The organism is Levilactobacillus cerevisiae, from assembly GCF_003946245.1.
GTDB lineage: Bacteria > Bacillota > Bacilli > Lactobacillales > Lactobacillaceae > Levilactobacillus > Levilactobacillus cerevisiae.
The window spans coordinates 39,854-57,134 of record NZ_RHNN01000019.1 but is presented as its reverse complement, the minus strand read 5'-3'; the positions used below and the strand labels follow the sequence as shown (position 1 = coordinate 57,134).

Annotated in this window: 15 protein-coding genes; 12 read left to right on the top strand and 3 right to left on the bottom strand. The window is 49.4% G+C overall.

Annotation, left to right across the window (positions count from 1 at the left end; genetic code table 11):
* Positions 1-13 precede the first annotated feature (13 nt).
* From holB to EKM99_RS10075, 8 genes are all read left to right on the top strand, one after another.
* Complete coding sequence (gene holB / locus EKM99_RS10110) at positions 14-1,027, top strand: DNA polymerase III subunit delta' (protein WP_125583301.1); 1,014 nt, start codon at positions 14-16, stop codon at positions 1,025-1,027.
* 30 nt (positions 1,028-1,057) lie between these two features.
* Complete coding sequence (locus tag EKM99_RS10105; protein ID WP_125583300.1) at positions 1,058-1,396, top strand: DNA replication initiation control protein YabA; 339 nt, start codon at positions 1,058-1,060, stop codon at positions 1,394-1,396.
* Positions 1,397-1,407: 11 nt separating this feature from the next.
* Positions 1,408-2,289 carry a 16S rRNA (cytidine(1402)-2'-O)-methyltransferase gene (gene rsmI, locus EKM99_RS10100; protein WP_125583299.1) on the top strand — a complete coding sequence of 294 codons (882 nt, stop codon included), beginning with the start codon at positions 1,408-1,410 and terminating at the stop codon, positions 2,287-2,289.
* Positions 2,290-2,294: 5 nt separating this feature from the next.
* The gene (locus EKM99_RS10095) at positions 2,295-3,041 is read left to right on the top strand and encodes an acyl-[acyl-carrier-protein] thioesterase (RefSeq protein ID WP_125583298.1); all 747 of its coding nucleotides are present in this window, start codon (positions 2,295-2,297) and stop codon (positions 3,039-3,041) included.
* A 191-nt stretch (positions 3,042-3,232) separates the two neighbouring features.
* Complete coding sequence (tsaB, locus tag EKM99_RS10090) at positions 3,233-3,958, top strand: tRNA (adenosine(37)-N6)-threonylcarbamoyltransferase complex dimerization subunit type 1 TsaB (protein WP_125583297.1); 726 nt, start codon at positions 3,233-3,235, stop codon at positions 3,956-3,958.
* A complete protein-coding gene (gene rimI / locus EKM99_RS10085; RefSeq protein WP_125583296.1) occupies positions 3,942-4,535 on the top strand; it encodes a ribosomal protein S18-alanine N-acetyltransferase in 594 nt (197 codons plus the stop codon). Before tsaB ends, rimI begins: the two co-directional genes overlap by 17 nt.
* A 74-nt stretch (positions 4,536-4,609) precedes the next feature.
* Positions 4,610-5,653, top strand: a complete 1,044-nt coding sequence (gene tsaD, locus EKM99_RS10080) for a tRNA (adenosine(37)-N6)-threonylcarbamoyltransferase complex transferase subunit TsaD (RefSeq protein WP_125583295.1) — start codon at positions 4,610-4,612, stop codon at positions 5,651-5,653.
* Between the two features lie 943 nt (positions 5,654-6,596).
* Positions 6,597-7,313, top strand: a complete 717-nt coding sequence (locus EKM99_RS10075; RefSeq protein WP_125583294.1) for an SDR family NAD(P)-dependent oxidoreductase — start codon at positions 6,597-6,599, stop codon at positions 7,311-7,313.
* 75 nt (positions 7,314-7,388) lie between these two features.
* On the opposite strand, the gene EKM99_RS10070 is transcribed toward EKM99_RS10075, so the two are convergent.
* The gene (locus EKM99_RS10070; RefSeq protein ID WP_125583293.1) at positions 7,389-9,341 is read right to left on the bottom strand and encodes an ABC-F family ATP-binding cassette domain-containing protein; all 1,953 of its coding nucleotides are present in this window, start codon (positions 9,339-9,341) and stop codon (positions 7,389-7,391) included.
* A gap of 230 nt (positions 9,342-9,571) precedes the next feature.
* Here EKM99_RS10070 and EKM99_RS10065 point away from each other — a divergent pair, with 230 nt between their 5' ends.
* From EKM99_RS10065 to EKM99_RS10050, 4 genes are all read left to right on the top strand, one after another.
* Positions 9,572-10,210, top strand: a complete 639-nt coding sequence (locus EKM99_RS10065; RefSeq protein ID WP_125583292.1) for a redox-sensing transcriptional repressor Rex — start codon at positions 9,572-9,574, stop codon at positions 10,208-10,210.
* Between the two features lie 445 nt (positions 10,211-10,655).
* Positions 10,656-10,940, top strand: a complete 285-nt coding sequence (groES, locus tag EKM99_RS10060) for a co-chaperone GroES (RefSeq protein ID WP_125583291.1) — start codon at positions 10,656-10,658, stop codon at positions 10,938-10,940.
* A gap of 60 nt (positions 10,941-11,000) precedes the next feature.
* Complete coding sequence (gene groL, locus EKM99_RS10055; RefSeq protein ID WP_125583290.1) at positions 11,001-12,626, top strand: chaperonin GroEL; 1,626 nt, start codon at positions 11,001-11,003, stop codon at positions 12,624-12,626.
* Between the two features lie 421 nt (positions 12,627-13,047).
* Entirely contained in the window at positions 13,048-14,883 is a 1,836-nt protein-coding gene (locus tag EKM99_RS10050) for an APC family permease (protein WP_125583289.1), read from the top strand.
* Positions 14,884-15,683: 800 nt separating this feature from the next.
* Here EKM99_RS10050 and lrgB read toward each other — a convergent pair.
* The gene (gene lrgB / locus EKM99_RS10045) at positions 15,684-16,496 is read right to left on the bottom strand and encodes an antiholin-like protein LrgB (RefSeq protein ID WP_125583288.1); all 813 of its coding nucleotides are present in this window, start codon (positions 16,494-16,496) and stop codon (positions 15,684-15,686) included.
* A 44-nt stretch (positions 16,497-16,540) separates the two neighbouring features.
* Positions 16,541-16,909 carry a CidA/LrgA family protein gene (locus tag EKM99_RS10040; RefSeq protein WP_125575711.1) on the bottom strand — a complete coding sequence of 123 codons (369 nt, stop codon included), beginning with the start codon at positions 16,907-16,909 and terminating at the stop codon, positions 16,541-16,543.
* Between the last annotated feature and the right edge of the window lie 372 nt (positions 16,910-17,281).

Below are 17,281 nucleotides of genomic sequence, written 5' to 3'. Positions count from 1 at the left end.
GTAGGAGGAAACTATGACCGAAGAATCCGTGGTCACCACGGCCCAACGGCTTCAGCCGCAACTCGTGACCCACTTTATGAAATTGATTCAAACCAACCGACTGGCCCACGCCTACTTATTTAACGGTGCGGATGGGACCGGCCGCCAACAGGTCGCCCGGACCGTTGCCATGCGTTTGTTTTGTCAAAACGTGACGGCGGAGGGCCTCCCCTGTGGCGTGTGTGCAGAGTGTCGCCGGATCATGGCGGGCGACCATCCCGACGTGGTGACGGTGATTCCGGATGGCCAACGGATCAAGGTTGACCAGGTTCGCTACTTGAAGGCGGAGTTTACGAAGAGCGCGGTTGAAGGTAATCAAAAAATCTTCATCGTCGATCAAGTAGACCGGATGACAACCAGTGCGGCCAACAGTTTACTGAAGTTCATCGAAGAACCCGTGGGCAATACGGTGGCGCTGCTGTTGACGGCCAATAAGAATTTAATCTTACCGACCATTTTGTCGCGAACACAGATTGTCGATTTCCTGCGGGTTTCGCCCCAAGCATTGACGGACGCCCTAGCCAAGGCTGACGTGGCGCCCAGTCAACGCTATTTACTCACGACGTTGACGGAAAGTGTCGGTGCAGCCCAGGAGTTAACGACGGATGACTGGTTGAAGACCGCGCAGACGGCGGTTGGCCAATGGTTTGCGGCATGTTGCGCGGGGGACGAACGGGCCTTCGTGCGGGTCCAAACGGATTTGGTACCCCTAGCCAGCAACCGTGACCGCCAAGGCGTGGTGTTGGATATGCTGGTTCAGGCCTGGCACGATGCGTTGCGGCAACAGACGGCAACGGTCGACCAAGATGCGTTAGCATACCCGCAAGTGGCTAAGGCTAGTCAGCAGGTGGCACAACGGCTGTCGATTGATCAGCTCGTGGCCATCATGACGTTAACGTTGGCAACTCGCAGCCAGTTAGCGGGAAACATCAATTTTCAAGCCATTTTAGAGGCCTTAACGTTACAGATTCTGGCGCAGATGCGCTAAGATTAGTCAGTATTGGAGGAGTGGCAACTTTTGGATAAGGAAGAAGTTTACGATCAGTTTAAAAGTCTTGAGAGCCAGTTGCAGCAAACGCTCGACCAATTTTCTGACTTACAAACGCAGATGACGCAGGTCTTTGAGCAAAACGCTGAATTGGAAATTGAAAATCAACACCTCCGGGATCTGGTGCGTGAATTACAAAAGACGCTGCCTGAGGATCCGGGAACCCCTCAGGGACTCTCCAAGTCACGCCAAATTTTGGAGAAACTCTATGAGGAAGGCTTTCACGTTTGTCGGGAGTTCTACGGGACCCGGCGCAAACAGGATGAGGAATGTGCCTTTTGCTTGGAAGTTATTTACCGTGATCAGTAGGAGGCCACATGATGGAACGAACACGGAGTTTTAAAACCGAGGTTGGTGGGCACTTATACCTGGTGCCGACGCCAATTGGCAACCTTGACGACATGACCTTTAGGGCGGTTAAAATCCTGAAGGCCGCCGATTTGATTGCTGCCGAGGATACCCGTAATACGCAAAAATTATTAAATCATTTTGAAATTACCACCAAACAAATTAGTTTTCACGAACACAACACGCAGGAACGGATTCCCCAACTGGTGGCCAAACTCCAGCAGGGAATGGATATTGCGCAAGTCAGTGATGCGGGGATGCCATCCATTTCGGATCCCGGCCACGAACTCGTGAACGCCTGCATTGACGCGCACATTCCAGTGGTGCCGTTGCCTGGTGCAAACGCCGGACTGACGGCCTTGATTGCCTCGGGGTTGTTACCACAGCCCTTTTATTTCTACGGCTTCTTGGACCGCAAGCCTAAGGACCAGCGTTCTGAAATTGAAGGCCTGGCCCAGCGGACGGAAACATTGATTTTCTACGAGGCACCCCACCGGCTAAAGAAGACGTTACAGAACTTGGCAACGGGCTTTGGCGATGATCGGCCAGCCGTGTTGTGTCGGGAACTGACCAAGCGGTACGAAGAATTTCTCCGTGGCTCGCTAGCAGAACTGGCCGAATGGGCAGCGACTGATACGGTCCGCGGAGAGTTTGTCGTCTTGGTTGGCGGGAACCCTGCACCAACGACGACCGCTACGACAGCGGTTGATTTGAGTGAACCCGTGGCCGTTCAGGTAGACCGTTTGATTGCGGCAGGGGAAAAGCCCAACGCTGCCATCAAGGAAGTTGCCAATCTCCGGGGTGTCAAGAAACAAGCCATTTATAACACATACCATCATTTAGACAAGGAGTGACCCAGGTGGCCGCAAATGAATTTTCTACTTCACACCGGGTTGTCTACTACGAAGTGGACGACACCGGGCATTTAACTTTAGCCATGCTGATTAACCTCTTTGTTCTGGTTTCCGAGGATCAAAATGCGGCCTTGGCGTTGAGCACGGAGTTTGTTCAGTCCCACGGTGTTGGCTGGGTTGTGACGCAGTACCACATTCAGGTGACGGCACTGCCACAGACCGGGGACCAAGTGACGTTGAAAACCCGCGCGACCGCGTACAACAAATACTTTGCTTACCGCGAGTACTGGTTAGTGGACGCGGCGGGCAACGAGCTGGCTTATGCTGAGGGCATTTGGGTCACCATGAGCTATGCCAACCGCAAGATTGCGGCGATTCCAGCAGAAATAATGGCGCCTTACCAAACGGAACCCGTTGTACGCCTCCCCAGATTGCCCCGTCCCGACCGGGTGGCGGATGAGGTAACCATGGCCGAAAAGCCCTATGCGGTGCGTTACTTTGATATTGATAATAACGGCCACGTGAATAATGCGCACTACTTCGATTGGATGTTGGACGCCTTACCCGCTGATTTCTTACGCGGGCATCAGCCAACGGATATTCGTATTCGTTATGAAAATGAGGTTAAGTACGGGCAAACGGTTACCAGTGCGTACGTGCAACCGGATGAAAGCCTGACAAGTCAGCATTTAATTCACAGTGGTAATGTCTTAGCGGCTAATGCAACAATTAAGTGGCAAAAAAAAGCATGAGATTTCGTAAATTTCAAGCAGGTAAGGTGTGGCGTTTACGGGTTTGTGGTAGTATAGTAAACTGATAAAGACAGTAAACGGACGCAATAACCGAGATGGTATTTTGAGCGGTGGGCGGTTCGGGCCACCGCTTTTCACGTTGCGGAATGCACTGGGTTGGTGAAGCCAAGTAAAGGGGAACGCAAGTCATTATGAAGATTTTAGCAATTGATACATCGAATCGACCGTTGAGCGTCGCCGTGTTAGATGATAGGACGGTGTTAGCAGCGATTACGGTCACTGTTCATCAAAAACACGCGGAGTACCTTTTACCGGAAATTGAACGATTGTTGGGGATGGCCGACTTAAAGCCGACCGACCTGGACCGGATTGTGGTGGCCGCAGGACCGGGTTCCTACACTGGTATCCGGATTGCCGTGACGACGGCCAAGACTTTGGCGGCGACCCTAGACATTGACCTCGTGGCCGTTTCCAGTTTAGCGACGCTGGCAGCCAATGTTCCCGTGGAGGGCGCACTGGTTGCACCACTCTTTGACGCTCGCAACGAAAATGTCTTCGCGGGTCTCTATCGAATCAAAGCCGGCCGACCAACCGTGGCGATTGCGGATGCGCATACCAATATTACGGCATTTTTGGAAGCCGTTAAGGAATACGCGGAACCAGTCTGGTTCTTGGGCGACGCCAGCCACTTTGAAGACCTGATCAATACGACCGTTTCTGCTGCAACACCGCGGATCAGCCCTTGGCTGAATCTGCCCCAAGTGGCGACGATTGGTCTACTGGGTCAAGAACTGACACCGGTGAAAGACGTCGATCACTTCGTTCCAAATTATTTGCGCTTGACCCAAGCCGAAGCCGAATGGCAGGCTAAGAACCCTAACAAGAAGGATACCGAATCGTATGTTGAAAAAATTTAAAGTCTGGTATAAAAATGTATTTGGCAGCCGCCGAGAACAGGTGCGCGAGGAAGCGATGGACGTGAAAAATCACCGGGTGGAAATTCGGGAGGTCACGTACTTCGTTGCCAAAGCGCTCTTCACCGACATCCCCGAAATGATTGAAATCGAACGGGCCGTGTATGCGGGGAAGGCTCCCTGGGATTCAACGGCCTTTGCCAACGAATTACGCCGAGAAAAGGATCGCCTCTACTTGGTTATTCGTAAGGAAGACAAGTTGTTGGCCTTCATTGGCAGTACGTTTGACGAACGCACCCGGGACGCGCATATCACGAACATTGCCGTGTTACCCGAGTACCAAAATCGGGGCATCGGTCGGTTCTTACTGGCCACCATGATCAAGAAGGCTAAGAAACTCAATTACAAGAGTGTTAGCTTAGAAGTTCGCATCTCAAATAAAAACGCGCAAAAACTCTACCGCGACTTAGATTTCGAGCAGACAGGGATTAAGCGGGGCTATTACTTTGGCGATCACGAGGATGCGGCGGATATGACGTTGTATTTGAAAGCGGATCCCGATGCGGATGCAGACGAGTAGGCGGTTTGCCACTCGTTTTTTTAATGAGTCTTCGACAATTGAACGTGATTTTTTAAGGGACACTAAAAAAGGGAGTGGGTCCAACGGATAAGCGAAATTTAATTTTAGCATTTGAATCAAGTTGTGACGAAACGAGTGTGGCAGTGATTGAGGACGGCCACAAAATTTTGTCGAACATTGTTGCGACTCAGATTAAGAGTCACCAACGTTTCGGCGGGGTCGTGCCTGAGGTTGCTAGTCGACACCACATTGAAGAGGTTACCCTGTGCATCAAGGATGCGTTGAGTGAGGCCCAGGTCACCTATGATGATTTGGACGCTGTCGCCGTGACGTATGGCCCGGGACTGGTGGGCGCGTTGCTGATTGGCGTGACCGCTGCGAAGACCGTGGCGTTTGCTCATAATCTGCCATTGATTCCAGTGAATCACATGGCCGGCCACATTTACGCCGCCCGTTACGTGGAACCAATCGTTTTCCCTGCCATGGCCTTGCTGGTTTCTGGCGGCCACACGGAGTTGGTCTACATGCCGGCTGAAAATCAATTTGAAATCATTGGTGAAACCCGCGACGATGCCGCCGGTGAAGCCTATGACAAGGTTGGCCGGGTGATGGGGGTTAACTATCCCGCCGGTAAGACTGTTGACGAGTGGGCGCACCAGGGCCACGATACGTTCAAGTTCCCCCGCGCGATGGAGAAGGACGACAACTTTGACTTCAGTTTCAGTGGGTTAAAGAGTGCCTTCATCAACACGACCCATCATGCTGATCAAATTGGGGAGAGCCTGAGCAAGCAGGACTTGGCCGCCAGTTTTCAACAGGCGGTTGTTGACGTCTTGGCGGAAAAGACCCAGCGTGCCTTGGCGGACTACCCCGTGCAACAGCTGATTTTGGCCGGTGGGGTTGCTGCGAACTTAGGGCTGCGTGAGCGTTTGGAACGTGACCTTGAGAGCAATCCAACCACGCATTTGGTTAAAGCACCGTTGAAGCTGTGTGGCGATAACGCCGCCATGATTGGTGCCTTTGCGTACGTGGCTTACCAGCACGGCGTCTTCGCAGATGCCACGTTGAACGCTGACCCCAGTCTGGAATTCGACTGGGTTGCGGATCCGGTTAAATAAGTTTCCACCGGTATTGAAAACAGATTTATGTCACTCAATATTGGCAACACTGTCTAAATATGCCGGCTTACCGTTCGCCAAATTTAGGCCGGAACGCTGTGGGTAGGACGGCCCAAGCCAAAGAGCGGTCTTGGACCTCGCTTTGAACCGCCTAACCCGCGTTCCAAAGTCGCCATTTTCCAAGAAGACCACATGGAAAATCCCACGGCTGAGCCTAAATTTGGCTCACTCACGCCTACGTAGAGTGTGACCAATTATTCTGGATAACCGTTTCCAGCCCAGCGACAATCACATCAATGTCGTGTTGAGGAGTAAGTCATAGCCTGAGGACCGTTCCTCAGGACGCAGGTGGTAATTTCCAACTATTTTTGTGGATTGAATCTTTGCGAGCTGGGCCGTTTTGAGTATCTTGAGACTCTATTTAGCCTGCAATGTATAGTTATATCATTCGTGAATCACCGTGAACGCCAGTGGATGGCGATTGACGGTGATTTTTTGTTTGAGAGAATAGACATCACGTTCGTAAAGCATTTATCTTTTCAGTTAAGGATGTGGCAGCATATCACCGCTACATAGTTGGATGATGCTAGAAAACTGGTGATACTGTCTAAACTTGTCATCTGACCCACATTGTGACAATGTTAAGTTGGAGGACCAAATCCCACAGATGAGCCTACATAGATTGTTGCCAATTATGATGGACAAACGTTGCCAGCCCAGCGAGTTACATCAATGTCGTGTTGAAAAACAATCAGAACCGGAATCTCTGGCAGCCGCAGGTGGCAATTCTTAACTAATTTTGTGGATTGAATCTCTGTTAGCTGGGCCGTTCTAGGTGCTTTTGGACTTTTTTAGCTAGAAGGACATAACGCCACAATTGTGAAGCGCTTACATTTTTAAGCTAACTTGCAGTATACTGAAAGACAAAAGGAGTGATGGCGTCATGGGTAGACTAGAGAACAAGGTTGCAGTGGTCACGGGTGGCTCTTCTGGTATCGGCTTGGCAACGATTCAAAAGTTTACGGCGGAAGGGGCGACGGCTATTGCGGCCGACGTTAGTGCGCCCGCGGATGCCGGGATTGCCTTTATCCAAACGGATGTGACGGCTGAACAGTCACTGCAAGCGATGGTCGATCAGGTGGTGACGCAGTATGGTCATTTGGACATTCTGGTGGCGAACGCTGGGGTTGTCGAACAGAAGGCCGGCGTGGCTGACATCGACATGGACAATTGGAATAAGGTAATCGCGATTGACTTGACCGGGGTCGTTTTGACCAATAAGGTTGCCGTTACCCAAATGCTGAAGCAGGGAAGTGGTAGCGTCATCAACATGAGCTCGATTCTGGGCGTCGTCGGGGCGGCTAAATCGCAAGCCTATTCTGCAGCAAAGGCTGGTGTCGCCAACTATACCAAGTCGCAGGCCGTGACCTACGCGCAACAGGGGATTCGCTTCAATTCAATTGCGCCCGGCTACGTTGCGACGCCTTTGCTGAAGACGTTACCGCCCGAGGTTACCGGGCCAATGGTGGGGAAGATGCCGATTGGTCGTCTAGCGGAACCTGCCGAAATTGCCAACGTGATTGCCTTTATCGCTAGTGATGAGGCTTCATTTGTGACTGGGGCCACGATTAACGTTGATGGTGGTTACACTGCCTTATAAGTTAGTAAATATCAAAAAAATCCGTTTCGTGCCAGGCCCTAACCAGGTCTGAGGCGAAACGGATTTTTAAATTACTTAAGCATCGAAGTCCTCTAACGCTAAACTTTTCTCCGTCCATTCATCTTCCGTCGTGTCGAGATCGGTGGTGACCGCAGTCAGTTGTTCCTGCAGGTCCGCCAGCTTCTCAGCGTCGTTAAAATTCTCTGGAGCGCTCATGGCGGTTTCAACGGTGGTTTTTTGTTGTTCCAGGTCAGCCAATTTAGCTTCTAGTGCCGCAACTTGGCGGGACAATTTCCGTTTGGCCTTCTGCTGATCCTTTTGTTGCTGGTAATCGACCTGAGTCTGTTTGGGGGTGACCAGCGTTGGGTGGGCCTCCTCAGCTTCGGCGGCCTCCTTGGCGGCGTAGGCATCCTGCTCGGCCTTTTTCTCCATGTAATAGTCGTAGTTGCCGAGGTAGCGCGTCGTGCCCTCGGGCGCCAACTCGACCACTTGGGTGGCAACTTGGTTGATGAAATACCGGTCATGGGACACGAAGAGAATCGTGCCGTCGAACTCGTTGAGGGCATTTTCCAGAACTTCTCGGCTGTCGATGTCCAAATGGTTCGTCGGTTCGTCAAGCATCAGGAAGTTGTCGTGACGGAGGGCCAGCTTGGTCAGCAGTAGCCGCGCCCGTTCACCCCCACTGAGGCTGTGGACGCTCTTGTCAACGTCGCTCCCCGTGAATAGGAAGCTGCCGAGGATGGAGCGAATATCGCCCTCGGGTGTGGTGGGGTGGTCATCCCAAAGTTCGTGCAAGACGGTCTTCTTCTCGTGCAGGGTGGCTTGGTCTTGGTCGTAGTAACCGGTATCGACACCGGTGCCAAAGATAATCTGGCCCTGAATCGCGGGAATTCGTCCCAAGATTGTTTTCAACAGCGTCGACTTGCCAATACCGTTGGGGCCAACGATGGCGACCGCCTGGTGTTTTTTAATATCCAGGGTGACGGGCGCACACAGAATCTGTTGGTCATAGCCGACGGCACCGTTCACGACATCGAGGACCACGTTGCCGCTTTGCCGTTGGGGCTTAAATGAGAACCGCGCGACCTTCTCATCGTTATCGGGCCGGTCGATGCGGTCCATCTTTTCCAACTGTTTACGCCGGGCCTGGGCCCGCTTGGTGGTGGAGGCCCGGACGATGTTTTTGTTCACGAAGTCTTCCAATTTACCGATTTCAGTTTGCTGTTTATCGTATTCTTTCCACTCGCGTCGTAAGCGTTCCGCCTTGGCCGAGATGTAGTGTGAATAATTGCCGGGATAATGGACCAAGCCGCCGTGCGCCATATCGTAGACGTCGTTGACCACGTGATCTAAGAAATACCGGTCATGGGAAACGACGAGAATCGCACCAGAGTAACCTTGCAAGTAGCCTTCCAACCAGGTGAGCGTTTCGACATCCAAGTGATTGGTCGGTTCGTCCAAAATCAACAGGTCTGGGCGTTCCAGTAAGAGCTTGGCCAGGGCGAGTTGTGTCCGCTGCCCACCGGAGAGTTCGTTGATGGGTTTGTCGTAATATTCTTCGCCAAATTCAAAACCGTGCAACACGCCCCGAATCTCAGCCTGGTAGCCGTAACCGTTATGGTCGCTAAAATCTTGCTGCAGTTGATCGTAGGTGGCACTGATTTGGTCAAATTGGTCCTGATCCGCAATAATTGCCGGGTCACTCATTTGTTGCTCGAGTTCATGGATGCGTTTTTCAGTTGCTCGGACCTCAGCAAAGACTTCGAGCATTTCATTCCAAACGGTTTTTGCCGAAGCCAGACCCGCATTTTGCGCTTGGTAGCCTAAAGTCAGGCCACGCTTGGTGGTGATTTGACCCACGTCCGGGGTGGTTTCGCCGGCAATCATTTTAAGTAGAGTAGACTTTCCCGCACCGTTGCGGCCAACCAGGGCCACGCGACCGTGTTCCGGAACGTCCAGACTGACATTTTCAAACAGGACCGTAGCCCCAAAGCGCCGGGTAACCTGTTGAACTTGTAAAAGTATCACGGTGAACCGACCTCCTTTTTCGATTAAGTTAGATACGTCTATTTTAGCATATTCTCCGTTTAGACCGAAATTAGTAAAGAATTGTGAAAAATATTTGCAATTTCTTTCACAAGGCGGGTGGTTATGCTATAATTTGTAAGAAAGTAAATTTCACAATCAGGTTGTAAATTAGAGAATAAGTTATCGCCAAGTGACGGTAACTTGCAAAATTGATTAGGAGGTCTCGTTTTTTGACTGAACAAAAGATTCCCCGTGCAACAGCGAAGCGGTTACCGATCTATTACCGATACTTGAACATCTTACTGGACGCGGACAAAACACGTGTTTCTTCGACGGAACTGTCAGAAGCAGTCAAGGTAGATTCTGCCACCATTCGTCGCGACTTTTCATACTTTGGTGCCCTAGGTAAACGGGGGTACGGGTATGACGTTGAGAATTTGATTAAATTCTTTAAGAAAATTTTGAATCAGGATCGACTGACTAACGTCGCCTTGATTGGGGTTGGGAACTTGGGCCACGCCCTGTTGAACTTCAACTTCCATCAAGACGGTAACGTCCGGATCAGCGCAGCATTTGATGTGAATGCAGACATTGCCAACACGATTCAAAGTGGTGTACCCATCTACCCAATGACGGAATTGCGGACACAGTTGGAGGAACAGCAGATTCAGGTTGCCATCTTGACAGTTCCATCTGAAGTTGCCCAGTCCGTTACCGACGACGCGGTTGCTGGTGGCGTTAAAGGCATTTTGAACTTCACGCCACTTCGGGTCACGGTGCCTAAGGATGTCCGGGTACAAAACGTTGATTTAACGAACGAATTGCAAACGTTGATTTACTTCTTGGAACACTACAATAGCAAGGAATAATCGGGAGTCGTAATCTGCTTAAGGTTACGACTTTTTGCTTGGGCATTTGTGAAGGGAACCCCGGGTAAGTGGGTCCTAAGGTTGAAAAAAGTGCTTCACAATTCGTGCTTGTGATTGTGCAATTATAAACAACAACCTTAATCATCCTAACCGCGGAGCAGTTGCCTACCAAATTAGTGGTATTTTGTCATGATTTCGGTATGATAAGGAACAACTCAGCCATTTGGGTGACCAGAGTGCCACTAAAGTATGAAGAAAATCATATTATGAGTGATTCGGCCTAGGCCCCCAAGGCCTCGCTTGATTAACCAATTAGCACTCTCGAAATTGTTTGCCAAATTCCTTGATTTTTCGGGGGAAAAACCATATATTAGATATTGTGATTAGCACTTATGTTAGTCAAGTGCTAACAGTGCTAAAAAGTAAGTTTATTGGAGGGATTCAAGTGTTAAAACCATTAGGAGACCGCGTCATTTTAGATCAACCACAAGAAGAAGAAACCACGGTTGGTGGTATTGTTTTAGCAAGTAACGCACAGGAAAAGCCGTCAACAGCCAATGTCGTTGCTGTCAGTGATGGCCGTGTGTTAGACAATGGCGATAAGGTAGCCCCAGCTGTTAAAGTTGGCGACAAGGTATTGTTTGACAAGTATGCTGGAACAGAAGTTAAGTATAATGACCAGACTTACCTTGTTTTACACGAAAAGGACTTAGTTGCTGTTATCGACTAATTGCTTTCCCACTGATACGAGAGACTATTTAAAAAATTTAGTATGAGGTGAATGTAAAAAATGGCTAAAGAATTAAAGTTTTCTGAAGACGCACGGAGCAAGATGCTTGCTGGTGTTGATAAGTTAGCTGATACGGTCAAGACAACCTTAGGGCCTAAAGGTCGGAACGTTGTTTTGGAACAAAGCTACGGCAACCCAACGATTACGAATGATGGTGTCACGATTGCTAAGGCAATTGAATTAGACGACCATTTCGAAAATATGGGTGCTAAGTTGGTTTCCGAAGTTGCTTCCAAGACCAACGATATCGCTGGTGATGGGACGACAACTGCGACTGTTTTGACGCAAGCCATCGTTAATGAAGGTATGAAGAACGTCACTGCCGGTGCTAACCCAGTTGGTATTCGTCGTGGGATTGAAAAGGCCACTGACGCTGCCGTTGACGCCTTACACAAGATGTCCATCGACGTAAAGACCAAGGAAGATATTGCTCAAATTGCTTCCATCTCATCTGCCAGCAAGGAAACAGGTAATCTGATTGCTGACGCTATGGAAAAGGTTGGGAACGATGGTGTTATCACCATTGAAGAATCCCGTGGGGTTGATACCAGCTTAGACGTTGTTGAAGGGATGCAATTCGATCGTGGGTACATGTCTCAATACATGGTTACCGATAACGATAAGATGGAAGCTAACCTCGACAACCCTTACATCTTGATCACTGACAAGAAGATTGCCAACATTCAAGATATCTTACCATTGCTGCAATCCGTTGTTGAACAAAGCCGTTCACTCTTAATCATTGCTGATGACATCACCGGTGAAGCACTGCCTACCTTGGTCTTGAACAAGATGCGTGGGACCTTCAACGTGGTTGCTGTTAAGGCACCTGGTTTCGGTGACCGTCGTAAGGCCCAATTAGCTGACATTGCTACCTTAACTGGTGGGACTGTTGTGACTGATGACCTTGGTTTGAACTTGAAGGACACGACGATTGATCAATTAGGTCAAGCCCAAAAGGTTAACGTGACGAAGGATGACACCACCATCGTTGAAGGTGCTGGCGCCAAAGATCAAATCGCTGCCCGGGTTGCTGAAATCAAGGGTCAAATCGAAGACACGACCTCTGACTTCGACCGTGACAAGTTAAAGGAACGTTTGGCTAAGTTAGCCGGTGGGGTTGCCGTCGTTCGTGTCGGTGCCGCTACGGAAACTGAACTGAAAGAACGTAAGTACCGGATCGAAGATGCTTTGAACGCGACTCGTGCAGCCGTTGAAGAAGGCTTCGTTGCTGGTGGTGGTACCGCTTTGATCAACGTCATCAAGGATGTTGCTAAGGTTGATGCTGAAGGCGACGAACAGACCGGTGTGAACATCGTGCTGCGTGCCTTAGAAGAACCCGTTCGTCAGATTGCGCAAAACGCTGGGGTCGAAGGCTCTGTCGTGGTTGAACACCTGAAGGGTGAAAAGCCAGGCGTTGGGTACAACGCTGCCAACAACAAGTACGAAGACATGGTTAAGGTTGGTATCACTGACCCAACCAAGGTTACCCGTTCTGCTCTGCAAAACGCTGCCTCTGTCTCTGCATTGTTGTTGACGACTGAAGCCGTTGTTGCTGAAAAGCCAGACGACAATCCAGCACCTGCTGCACCAGCCGGTAACCCAGGAATGGGCGGCATGATGTAAGCTGCTTCATAAAACTGTTAAATAAAGGAGCCTGGGATGAAAAAATCCAGGCTCCTTTTAGTCTCCAAAGTTATGTTGCTGAAATGCTCATCAGCTAACCACTATTTGGTGTATTATTTGACCAGAAATTCCCAGTTCGTTAACCAAAAAAGTGACTTAATTTAGGGGCGCAAAGGTCTAAATATCAGGCATTTGGGGGTAGCAACAAAACAAAGAAAAAAGAAAGTCTTTATTTCTCACATCGTTTGCCGGATAATGGATAAGTTCGTTGAGAAAGTCTAGTGTTGCTAACTGCTAGAATTGTGGTAATGTGGAGCTAGAAGTAGTAGACTTACCACACATTCAGATTCGACCTGAACAAGCACTTATTAACGGGCATAGACCCGTTTTCATTATTTATGGAGATAAGGAGTAAATAGTCATGTGGCGTTATTTAAAGCGGGTTTTAATTGGTAAACCCCTCAAGACCATGGACGAAGGCGGTCAGGCGCTGACCAAATTTAAGGCACTTGCCTTACTCTCGTCTGATGCGTTATCTTCCGTGGCTTATGGTACTGAGCAAATTACGACAGTTCTGATTACCTTGTCAGCAGCCGCTTTGATGTATCAATTGTGGGTTGCCGCATTAGTTTTGGTTCTGTTATTTGCGATCACGCTTTCTTACCAGCAAATCATTCACGCGTATCCTTCCGGGGGTGGCGCGTACGTGGTTGCCAGCACCAACTGGGGCCAATCGGCCGGGTTAGTTGCGGGTGGCTCGTTGCTGGTCGATTATATGCTGACCGTGGCGGTTTCAACGACTTCAGGAACTGAGGCAATTACCTCGGCGATTCCAGCGCTGTATCCGTATTCCGTATTGGTATCAGTCTTAATCGTTATTGGGATTATGCTTTTGAATTTGCGGGGGATGAAGGAGTCGGCGGCCTTTCTGACGATTCCAGTCTACCTGTTCATTGGGATGATCATCGTGATGATCGGTATCGGCCTGTATAACATCATGAGTGGTCAGATTACGTATCACGCTGCCGCTCCAATGGGGGCACCGGTTCAAGGCATGACGCTGTTGCTGTTCTTACGGGCGTTCTCGTCCGGGTCATCTTCATTGACCGGGGTTGAGGCCATCAGTAACGCGGTGCCAAACTTCAAAGAGCCTAAGCGCCACAATGCTGCGGCGACGCTGGCCATCATGGCCGGTATCCTGGGGATGTTCTTCGCTGGGATTACGTTCCTGAGTTACTACATGGGGATTCGACCAGAGAGTAGCCAAACCGTTCTGTCCCAAATTGGATCAAGCATCTTCGGTCACGGTGTGCTGTATTACATTTTCCAACTGTCAACGGCAATGATTTTGGCAGTGGCAGCGAACACTGGGTTCTCAGCCTTTCCAATCTTGGCGTACAACCTGGCTAAGGATAAATTCTTGCCACACGCCTACCTTGACCGGGGGGACCGGTTAGGGTATTCCAACGGGATTATCTCGTTAGCACTTGGGGCGATTGTCCTGATTATCATCTTCCATGGTCAAACGACCTTGTTGATTCCCCTCTATGCAATTGGGGTTTTCGTACCATTCGTCCTGTCACAGTCCGGGATGATTATTCACTGGTTTAGAACACGTGAGGGCTGGTGGATTGGCAAGTCCCTGATTAACTTATTGGGGACCCTCATTTCACTGGTGTTGGTCGTCGTCTTACTGCTGGTGCGGTTTGGCAACGTCTGGCCATACCTGATCATTATGCCACTGATTCTGTTGCTGTTCTACCGGATCAATGGGCACTATCACAACGTTGCTAAGCAATTGCGGGTTGCGGAAAAGGAACGTGCCGACATCCATGAGTATGATGGCGCAACCGTCATCGTGCTGGTCAGCAACATTACCCGGGTAACCTCGGGTGCCATCAATTACGCGCGGTCCATTGGGGACTACGTGATTGCGATGCACGTTTCCTTCGATGAACATCCGGAGAAGGAACACAAGACGGCTCAGGAGTTCAAGGAAGAGTTCCCAGACATTCGGTTTGTGGATATCCACTCGTCCTATCGCTCAATTGCGACACCAACGCTACGGTTCTGTGACGTGATTGCGAAGCGCGCGGCCGAACGGAACTTCACCACAACGGTACTGGTACCGCAATTCGTTCCACGCCATCCTTGGCAAAACGTCTTGCATAACCAGACAGCTTTGCGGTTACGGACCATCCTGAATTCACGGGAAAATATCATCGTTTCAACTTACAATTATCACTTAAAAGAGTAATTACAAAACGGCATTTCGCTAATCCATTGGGTTAGCGGGATGCCGTTTTTTGTTGTCGAGGTGAAGGTAATAAAGAAAAATCAGCCGATTTCAGGGGCTAGGAGCCATTTGAATTGGATCCTGGTAAGTTTACCGGAAGGGGGTCTCGGAGCGGCTGATAGGCATTTACGTAGGCAAAGAATGAGTTGTGGTCGGTTTGCAGAGAAGAAGGGGGTGGGGGCTTGTGAAGTAGTCGTGTACCTGTAGAATACCGAACTCGTTGTGTCAATCACGACGTAACGACAGACTCTGAGGACGGGGGTAAATCGCAGTCGTTTAATGTAATCTGGATGGATAAGATGAAGGCTGCCATCTGTATCTGCCACCTGTTTTGAAGGTTTGGTGGCAATCCAAATCGTACAACAGAGCCCAAATGTAGCTCACTCACACATAGACAGTTGCCAATTATCGCGAACAAATGTTGCCAGTCCAGCGATAGTCACGTCAACAGTATGTTAAAGTACCAAGCCTAACCGGAGGAAGACAGAGATGGAGGTAGCTGTGTCGACGGTGTTAGCTGGGAACCAGCTTACAGCGTGGGACGCGTTTGGAGACCGGTGTTCTTTGCCGGGCTTCAAACCGAGCCGGAGGACCGCTTCTCAGGCCGCAGGCGGTCCCCACAGACGCCGGAATCTCTGGCAGCCGCAGGTGGCAATTCTCGACTGATCTAGTATTTTTAATCTTTCTTAGCTGGATGGGTCCAAAAAAGCACCGAACCCAGGAAGGATTCGGTGCCAAGTAAACTAAGTTAAGTTAGCTGATTACATTAAGCCCATCATTTGTGCAAATGGTGGAACAACGATATCAACAACGATAGAGATAACAACAACGGCAATGGAGGCCATTGACCCTTGGATTGAACCAAGTTGTAAGGCCTTAGCAGAACCAACCGTATGTCCGGCAGTACCTAAACCAAGTCCGGCACCAATTGGATCGCTGTTAACACGGAAGAATTTAACGAGCCAGTCACCCAAGGCGTAGATAATAACGGCGTTCAGGATGCAGGCCATAGCAGTAACGGCTGAGTTCCCACCGATAGCTGTCGCAATAGGCATCGCGATGGCGGTCGTGGCAGCTTGTGGCATCATGGAAGCAATACCAACGTTGTCCAAGCCGACCAGCTTTGAAACGTAGTAGATCACGAACAAGGAAATGATTAACCCAACGATCAGGGAAAGCACAATTTCCAACCAGAACTTCTTAACAACGTCATTCCGACGGTACAGAGGAATGGCGAAGGCAATCGTAGCTGGGTTCAAGAACCAGAAGATAATGTTACCACCAGGTAAGTATGCGGACTTGTAGAAAGTAGCCGTATCTGTACCGAATGCCTTAGCAAACAGGTACAGAATGAAGATCCCTAAGACCATCCCAACGAACAGAGGTTGGAACAGGAAGAAACCTTTACCGATCTTGAATAACCATTGACCGAATAAGTAAACAACTAATGATAGAAAAATACCAAATAAAGCGTTACCGGCAGAAGCACCAGCGGCGTTAGTTCCTAACGCGTCACCGAGCCATTTGCCCCAAACTGCCATATGGGCGGTTCCGGTTGCAGTTAAAGTAATCATAAATTTTCATCCTTTTCTAGTGAAAGTAGTAGCAGTCGACGAGTTTATTCTTCGACGTTAACGTCACGATGGAAGACGTTCTTCCGAAGCCAGATGAATCCAGCAGTCGTGTAAGCCACAACAACCAACAGGACAATCGTTGCAATTAAGATAACGACAACCAGTTGAACCCCTTGGGCCTTTAAGATGTCCAGGCTAGCAGCCAATTGGATACCTGAAGGAACGAACAAGAAAGCAATTAAACTGATCATGAAGTCCCCGAACTTTTCAACGTTACGTAACTTAACGATGTGAGAAGCTAGTAGAACGTAGAGAATAACCAAACCGATAACAGGGGTTGGTACTGGGAACGTTGCTGGGAACAGTGGGGAAATTAGGCTGGAAACAAACAGGATGGCGGCGAAGATCCCCATTTGAATTAAGATGGGTGATGCTTGTTCTTCTTTAGCCGGTTCTGTTTTTGTCGCTTTATCATTAGCAGCCAATAGAAAAATCTCCTTTCAAAATACAAACCAAGGTGACGGACGACTGGAAAGGTTTCACAAGGAAATAGGATAAATAGCTTGGACACAAATGAAATGTGAAACCTTTCTCAATGACACAATATCATTATATGGCTTTTGGCTGATTTGCACAAGACAAATCTGTGAATTTTAGGCTTTTGTCTGTACACTTGTGCACGAAATTGACCAAATGGGTAGAAAGGAAACGCTTACACAAAGTTTATGAATTATCTTTTTATTCACAAGACTTTCGTTAGTTGGCTTGTGAATTAACTTAAAGAA

Coding starts and splice junctions, on each gene's coding strand:
- groL (WP_125583290.1), top strand. CDS start 11,001: ATGGCTAAAGAATTAAAGTTTTCTGAAGACGCACGGAGCAAGATGCTT.
- EKM99_RS10075 (WP_125583294.1), top strand. CDS start 6,597: ATGGGTAGACTAGAGAACAAGGTTGCAGTGGTCACGGGTGGCTCTTCT.
- tsaB (WP_125583297.1), top strand. CDS start 3,233: ATGAAGATTTTAGCAATTGATACATCGAATCGACCGTTGAGCGTCGCC.
- EKM99_RS10050 (WP_125583289.1), top strand. CDS start 13,048: ATGTGGCGTTATTTAAAGCGGGTTTTAATTGGTAAACCCCTCAAGACC.
- EKM99_RS10040 (WP_125575711.1), bottom strand. CDS start 16,909: ATGGGGATCTTCGCCGCCATCCTGTTTGTTTCCAGCCTAATTTCCCCA.
- rsmI (WP_125583299.1), top strand. CDS start 1,408: ATGGAACGAACACGGAGTTTTAAAACCGAGGTTGGTGGGCACTTATAC.
- lrgB (WP_125583288.1), bottom strand. CDS start 16,496: ATGATTACTTTAACTGCAACCGGAACCGCCCATATGGCAGTTTGGGGC.
- holB (WP_125583301.1), top strand. CDS start 14: ATGACCGAAGAATCCGTGGTCACCACGGCCCAACGGCTTCAGCCGCAA.
- rimI (WP_125583296.1), top strand. CDS start 3,942: ATGTTGAAAAAATTTAAAGTCTGGTATAAAAATGTATTTGGCAGCCGC.